Annotated in this window: 7 protein-coding genes; 3 read left to right on the forward strand and 4 right to left on the reverse strand. The window is 75.6% G+C overall.

Going from position 1 to position 5,530, the window contains the following annotated elements:
* The first annotated feature begins 124 nt into the window (after positions 1–124).
* Positions 125–1,132, forward strand: coding sequence for a DNA polymerase III subunit delta (gene holA / locus HGCM_RS10530; protein WP_026075409.1), 1,008 nt, complete (start codon positions 125–127; stop codon positions 1,130–1,132).
* A gap of 35 nt (positions 1,133–1,167) precedes the next feature.
* Here the strand turns inward: holA and HGCM_RS10535 are convergent, their stop codons facing one another.
* Positions 1,168–1,797 (reverse strand): EAL domain-containing protein, encoded by a 630-nt coding sequence (locus HGCM_RS10535; RefSeq protein ID WP_019136800.1) that lies wholly within the window; start codon positions 1,795–1,797, stop codon positions 1,168–1,170.
* 154 nt (positions 1,798–1,951) lie between these two features.
* Entirely contained in the window at positions 1,952–2,677 is a 726-nt protein-coding gene (locus HGCM_RS10540) for an EAL and HDOD domain-containing protein (RefSeq protein WP_019136801.1), read from the reverse strand.
* 193 nt (positions 2,678–2,870) lie between these two features.
* Between HGCM_RS10540 and HGCM_RS20460 the strand changes: the two genes are divergently transcribed.
* Entirely contained in the window at positions 2,871–3,002 is a 132-nt protein-coding gene (locus HGCM_RS20460) for a hypothetical protein (protein ID WP_019136802.1), read from the forward strand.
* Between the two features lie 114 nt (positions 3,003–3,116).
* Positions 3,117–4,430 carry a helix-turn-helix domain-containing protein gene (locus HGCM_RS10550; RefSeq protein WP_019136803.1) on the forward strand — a complete coding sequence of 438 codons (1,314 nt, stop codon included), beginning with the start codon at positions 3,117–3,119 and terminating at the stop codon, positions 4,428–4,430.
* Positions 4,431–4,538: 108 nt separating this feature from the next.
* Here HGCM_RS10550 and rpsT read toward each other — a convergent pair whose 3' ends face one another.
* Both rpsT and HGCM_RS10560 read right to left on the reverse strand, forming a co-directional pair.
* Complete coding sequence (gene rpsT / locus HGCM_RS10555) at positions 4,539–4,799, reverse strand: 30S ribosomal protein S20 (protein ID WP_019136804.1); 261 nt, start codon at positions 4,797–4,799, stop codon at positions 4,539–4,541.
* 214 nt (positions 4,800–5,013) lie between these two features.
* A partial coding sequence (locus tag HGCM_RS10560) for a type II toxin-antitoxin system PemK/MazF family toxin (protein ID WP_246119454.1) occupies positions 5,014–5,530 on the reverse strand: 517 nt, incomplete at its 5' end.

A 5,530-nucleotide genomic window follows, 5' to 3' on the forward strand; every position in this document is an offset into this window, starting at 1 on the left:
GGTAGCACCCGACGCACCGCGCGCGCGGCCGCCGGCCGGACGGGGTCGTCCGACCGGGTCGCGCGGCAGCCCGGTCGCCCGGCCGGCCGCCGGGACGGTCGGCGGCTCGTGGCAGGCTGTGCGCGTGCCTCCGCAGCGTCGATCCTCCGCCCGCGCGTCGACCCCGGGCGTGGCCTGGGACGAGATCGGGCTCGCGCCCGTCGTGCTCGTGCAGGGGTCGGAGGGGCTGCTGGCGGACCGGGCGGTCGAGCGGCTCGTCGCGCTGGCGCGCGAGCGCGACCCGCAGGTCGAGGTGACGCGGCTCGACGCCGCCGAGTACACGGCGGGCGCGCTCGGGGTGGTGACGAGCCCGTCCCTGTTCGCGGAGGACAAGGTGGTCGTCGTGGACGGCGTGGAGCGTGCCACCGACGAGCTGCTGGCCGACGCCGAGGCGTGCGTCGCGGCCCCGCCGGACGGCGTGGTGCTGGTGCTCCGGCACGGCGGCGGCCAGCGCGGCAAGCGCCTGCTCGACGCGCTCCGCGCGGCCAAGGTGCCCACGGCCGCGTGCGACGCCGTAGCGGACAGCGACAAGCCGGCGTTCGTCACCGCCGAGCTGCGCCGCGCGGGCCGGCGAGCGGACGCCCAGGCGGTCCGGGCGCTCGTCGACGCGGTCGGCAGCGACCTGCGCGAGCTCGCCGCGGCGTGCGCGCAGCTGGTCGCCGACACGTCGGGCCTCATCGGCGCGGACGTCGTGGAGCGGTACTACGGCGGACGGATCGAGGCGACGGGCTTCCGTGTCGCCGACGCGGCCGTCGCCGGCAACGCGGGCCAGGCCGTCGCCCTGCTGCGCCACGCCCTGGCGACCGGGGTGGACCCGGTGCCGATCGTGGCGGCGCTCGCCATGAAGCTGCGCGCCCTCGCCAAGGTGGCCGCCGTGCGCGGCCGGGGCGCCGCGGCGGCGCGCGAGCTCGGGATGGCGCCGTGGCAGGTGGACCGGGCGACGAACGAGCTGCGCCGGTGGACCCCCGAGGGCCTCGCCGTGGCGATCGGCGCGGTCGCCCAGGCGGACGCCGAGGTCAAGGGGGAGAGCCGGGACCCGCGGTTCGCGGTGGAGCGCGCGGTGCTCCGGATCGCGCAGGCCAGCGGGCGCTGAGGCGGCGGCGCGGTCGCGTCCCCGACGCCGACGGATCAGGCGCAGCTGGGCAGCGTGGTGGAGGCCGGGCCGAGCGCGTTGCCCTGGAGCAGGTCGAAGCCGGCGTCGGTGCAGGCCTCGACGAGCTCCGGCGTCGAGACGTGCTCGGCCACCAGGCGGGCGCCGAACCGCCGCGCCGCGGCGATGAGCTCGGCGCCGGAGTGCAGGAGCGCCCGGCAGTCGATCTTGACGTAGTCGGCGAACGGCAGCATCGCGACCTGGTGGGGGAGCGCCTCGAAGTCGTCGATGGCGATCCGGAAGCCCCGGGCGCGCATGCGCCGCAGGCCGAGCAGCACCGGGTCGTCCGCGGTGACCGACTCGACGACCTCCAGCACGAGCCGTCCGGGGGTCACCGGCAGCGCGAGGTCGTCGACGAAGAACGCCCGGGTGATGTTGACGAACGCGCTCCCGACCCGGGGGAGCCGGTCGTCGTGCGCGATGACGTCGAGGACGGCCGCGGTCGCCTCGTCCTGCTGGCGGGCGGGCCACCGGTCGACGCCGGCGGGCTCACCGGCGTCCGTGCGGTAGAGGTACTCGTGGCCGACGAGCTCGCCGTCGGTGGTCCAGATGGGCTGCAGCGCGACGCGGCGACGCGGCGCCTTCGACCCGGCTGCTGGAGCGTTCACGACCCATGAGAGGGCGTTCGGGCGCTGTCATGACGCCGTTCACCCGGATGGCCTACCGGGTAGTCACACCGGCCGGCGGGACGGCGGGCGCCGGGCAGCTCCGATGCGCGACGCGGCGGCAGGGGTGTGCCCGGGCAGGCCGGGGGGCGCGCGCTCAGAGGGAGACGCGACGGGCGTGCGTGCGGTCGAGCACGCCGGCGCGCTCGAGCAGGTTGCCCTGGAACAGCGTGAAGCCGAGGTCCCGGGCCGCGCGCAGCGTCTCCGGCGACTCCACGTACTCGGCCACGAGGGCGGCCCCGTACGAGCGGGCGACCTCCACCACGGGGTGCCCCTCGACGTCGAGGTCCCGGACGTCGATCTTGACGAAGTCCGCCAGCGGCAGCAGGCGGCGCTGGTGCGTCGTGTCGACGAAGGACGCGAGCGCGATGCGGAACCCGTCCTCCCGCAGGCGGCGCAGGCCCGCGACGACCTCGGCGTCCACGTCGTGCGCGTCCGTCACCTCGATGACGAGGCGGTCGGGGCGCCGGGGGATCGGCAGGTCGCCGACGAGGAAGGCGCGCGGGCACCGGACGAACAGCAGGCGGCCGTGGGCGACGTGCTCGAGGTTGGCCCGCCCGAACGTCGCGCCCAGCACGTGCTCCGTGGCCCGCTCGTGCTGGTGCCGGCTCCACAGCGTGGCCGCGGTCGTGCGGCGGTCGGGGGAGCGGTACGAGAGCTGGTAGGCGAACGGGCGGCCGTGCGAGGTGAAGATCGCCTGGCGGGCGACGAGCACGGGCTCGAGCTGCTCGCGCTGGATCCACTCGCGCCGCAGAGCGTCGGGGATGGCGTCCTCGACCGCTCGTGCGAGCTGCGCGAGCCCCGCGTCGTCAGCGTGCGTCATGGCTGTTATGACACCACACTTTCTCGGCTGTGAAACCCTGCGGCGCGGGTGGTTTTCGCCGGGAGCCCGTAGTCTCACCCGCGCCGGCCGTCACCCGGGAGGGTGTGATCGCCGCAACAGCCGGGACAACGGCTGTACGGTTTGTCATCATTGCTCTGACCCCTGCGGTCCCCCACGTGACAGGAGTTCGATCGTGTCAGGCATCCTCAAGCTCGTGCTGGTCTCCCTCATCGGCCTCGGTACCACGGGGGTCGTCGTCGCCGATCCCGCCGACGAGCCGGCGACCCTCTCCGGCGGCGCCACCGGCTGCTGCCGGATCGTCTAGCGGCCCGCGGACGGGCCTCCCGTCCGCCGTCACGGCGCGTCCGCCCGGGGGGTGGCGCGACGCGCCGTGACAGGGGGCTGGTGCTCCTGGACGTCATACGTACAATGACGGACCATGACCACCATTGCTGACCGCGTCCGGGAAGCTCGGCTCGCGGCTGGCCTGTCGCAGACGGCTCTCGCGGCGTCCGCGTTCTCGCCCAGCTACATCTCGCTGATCGAGGCAGGCCACCGGGAACCGACCGACCAGGCTCTCGCGATCCTCGCCAGCCGGCTCGGCACGACCCTCGAGTACCTCAAGTACGGGGAGGACGGGCCCAACGAGTCCCGCACCCGGCTCGAGGTCGACTACGCGAAGCTCGACCTCACGCGCGGCGAGGCCGAGCGGGCCAGCGAGCGCATCACGGCGCTCGACCTCGACGTCGTCTCGCCCGCCCTGCGCGTGGACGCGCTCATCACGCTCGCGCACGCGTGCGAGGCCCTCGGCAAGCTCGAGGAGTCCGTCGCGATCCTCGAGCCCCTGCTGTCCGACGCCCGCCGCCGCTCGCACCACCTCGAGGCGGCCCGGCTGGCGACCACGCTCGTCGCGTCGTACCTCGAGGCCGGCGACCTGCACCGCTCGATCGAGGTCGGCCAGGCCGTCATCGGCGAGCTCGAGGGCGCCGAGCTCGCGGGCACCGACGAGCACCTGCGCCTCGGGTCGACGGTCCTGTGGGCCTACGTCGAGCGCGGCGACCTCCTCTTCGCGACGCACCAGGTGGCGGAGCTGATCCGGGTCGCCGAGTCGCTCGGCACGCCGCGCGGCCGCGGCTCGGTCTACTGGAACGCCGCCCTCGTCGCGGAGCAGCGCCGCGACTACGCGCTCGCGCAGACGTACACGGAGCGCGCACTGGCGCTGCTGGGCGAGGGTGAGCCCGACCGCGACCTGCCGCGCCTGCGGCTCAACTACGCGTGGCTCCTGCTGCGCTCCGAGCCGGCCGAGCCGACGCTCGCGCTCGAGCAGATCGACCGTGCGGCCGGCGCCCTGGCGGTGCTCGGCTCGGAGGTCGAGCTGTCCCGCGTCGACGTCGAGCGGGCCCGGGCCCACCTGCTGCTGGGCGACGCGGCGCTGTCCGAGACGCACGCGCGCGCGGCGCTCGAGCGCCTGGGCGACGCGCCGCGGCTCGAGAAGGCGGTCGCGCTCCTCGGCCTCGGCGACGCCCGGCACGCGCAGGGTGACGTGGACGGGGCGGCCACCGTCTACGGCCAGGCGGCCGAGATGCTGGCGATGATGTCCGCCACCCGGCAGTCCGCGTCCGCGTGGCGCGACCTGGGTGACCGCTACCTGCTGCAGGGCGACGCCGCGGCGGCGGCGCGGGCGTTCGACCGCTCGCTGCGCGAGGCGGGCTTCCGTCCCACGGTGCCGATCCGCACGACGGTCAGCGGCTGACGGCCCGGGCTCCGGCCCGGACGAACACGAACGAGGCGTCACCCCGCAGGGGGGGTGACGCCTCGTTCGTCGTGAGGGGCGCCGCGGCCGGGCCGCGACGCTCGCGCGTCAGAGCGTGCCGACGGCCTTGGCCAGCGCCGACTTCTTGTTGGCGGCCTGGTTGGCGTGGATGACGCCCTTCGAGACGGCCTTGTCGAGCTTCTTCGAGGCGAGACGCAGAGCGGTGGTCGCCGCCTCCTTGTCGCCGCCGGCGACGGCCTCGCGGACCCGACGGACGTGGGTCTTGAGCTCGGACTTGACGGCCTTGTTGCGCAGGCGCGCCTTGTCGTTCGTCTTGATGCGCTTGATCTGGGACTTGATGTTGGCCACGTGTGGACTCTCTTGTGCGTTCGCCGTGCGGCGATCTGACAGGTCGTAGAGGGCGCGCACAGCTCCGGGACTGGGGCGTGGGGACACCCGCGGAGAGGAGCTGGGCCTGTGCCCGCCGACCTGGGCGGACACGCGGATCAGCATCTTACCAGCCGACGCGGCGCCGGCCGAACCCGGTCGCGCGACCGGGCGAGCGGCGCCGGGTCCCCGCCCGTCAGCGGGCTGCGGGCCCCGGTGGCACGGCGCCGTGGGCCTCGAAGGCGGCCCGGGCGCGGCAGACCTCGTCGAACACGGCGCGGTCCAGCACGGCGCCCTCGCGGCGGATCGCCCTCGGGTCGAGCCGCAGCACGCGGTCGACCCGGACCTCGCTCGGGCGGCGCCGGGCGTCCCAGTCGCCCGCGCCGACGTCGAGCCAGTAGCGACCGCGTCGCGCCTCGCGGGCCGCGTCCCGGTCGTGGTCCTTGCTCGTCAGCATGAGCGCGAGCACGTCGGCGCCGTCCCGGGCGAGGACCACCACGGGCCGGTCCTTGCCCTGCGTGGGGTCGTCCTCGTACGGGACCCACGTCCACACGACCTCGCCGGGGTCGGCGTCGCCGTCGTGCAGCCGCGGCGCGTACTGCGGCGCGACCGGCCCGCGGTGGTCCGGCGCGGCGGGAGCGCGCGGGGTACGAGCCACACCCGGTGCGGGCGCCGGGCCCGTCGAGGCGGTCGTCGGCGGCGCGCCGGCGGGC

The sequence above is a fragment of the Cellulomonas massiliensis JC225 genome (assembly GCF_000312005.1).
Lineage (GTDB): Bacteria > Actinomycetota > Actinomycetes > Actinomycetales > Cellulomonadaceae > Cellulomonas > Cellulomonas massiliensis.

Bases quoted from the DNA above. Each gene is read 5' to 3' on its own strand.
- HGCM_RS10540 (WP_019136801.1), bottom strand. From the start codon at position 2,677: ATGACGCACGCTGACGACGCGGGGCTCGCGCAGCTCGCACGAGCGGTC.
- HGCM_RS10550 (WP_019136803.1), top strand. From the start codon at position 3,117: ATGACCACCATTGCTGACCGCGTCCGGGAAGCTCGGCTCGCGGCTGGC.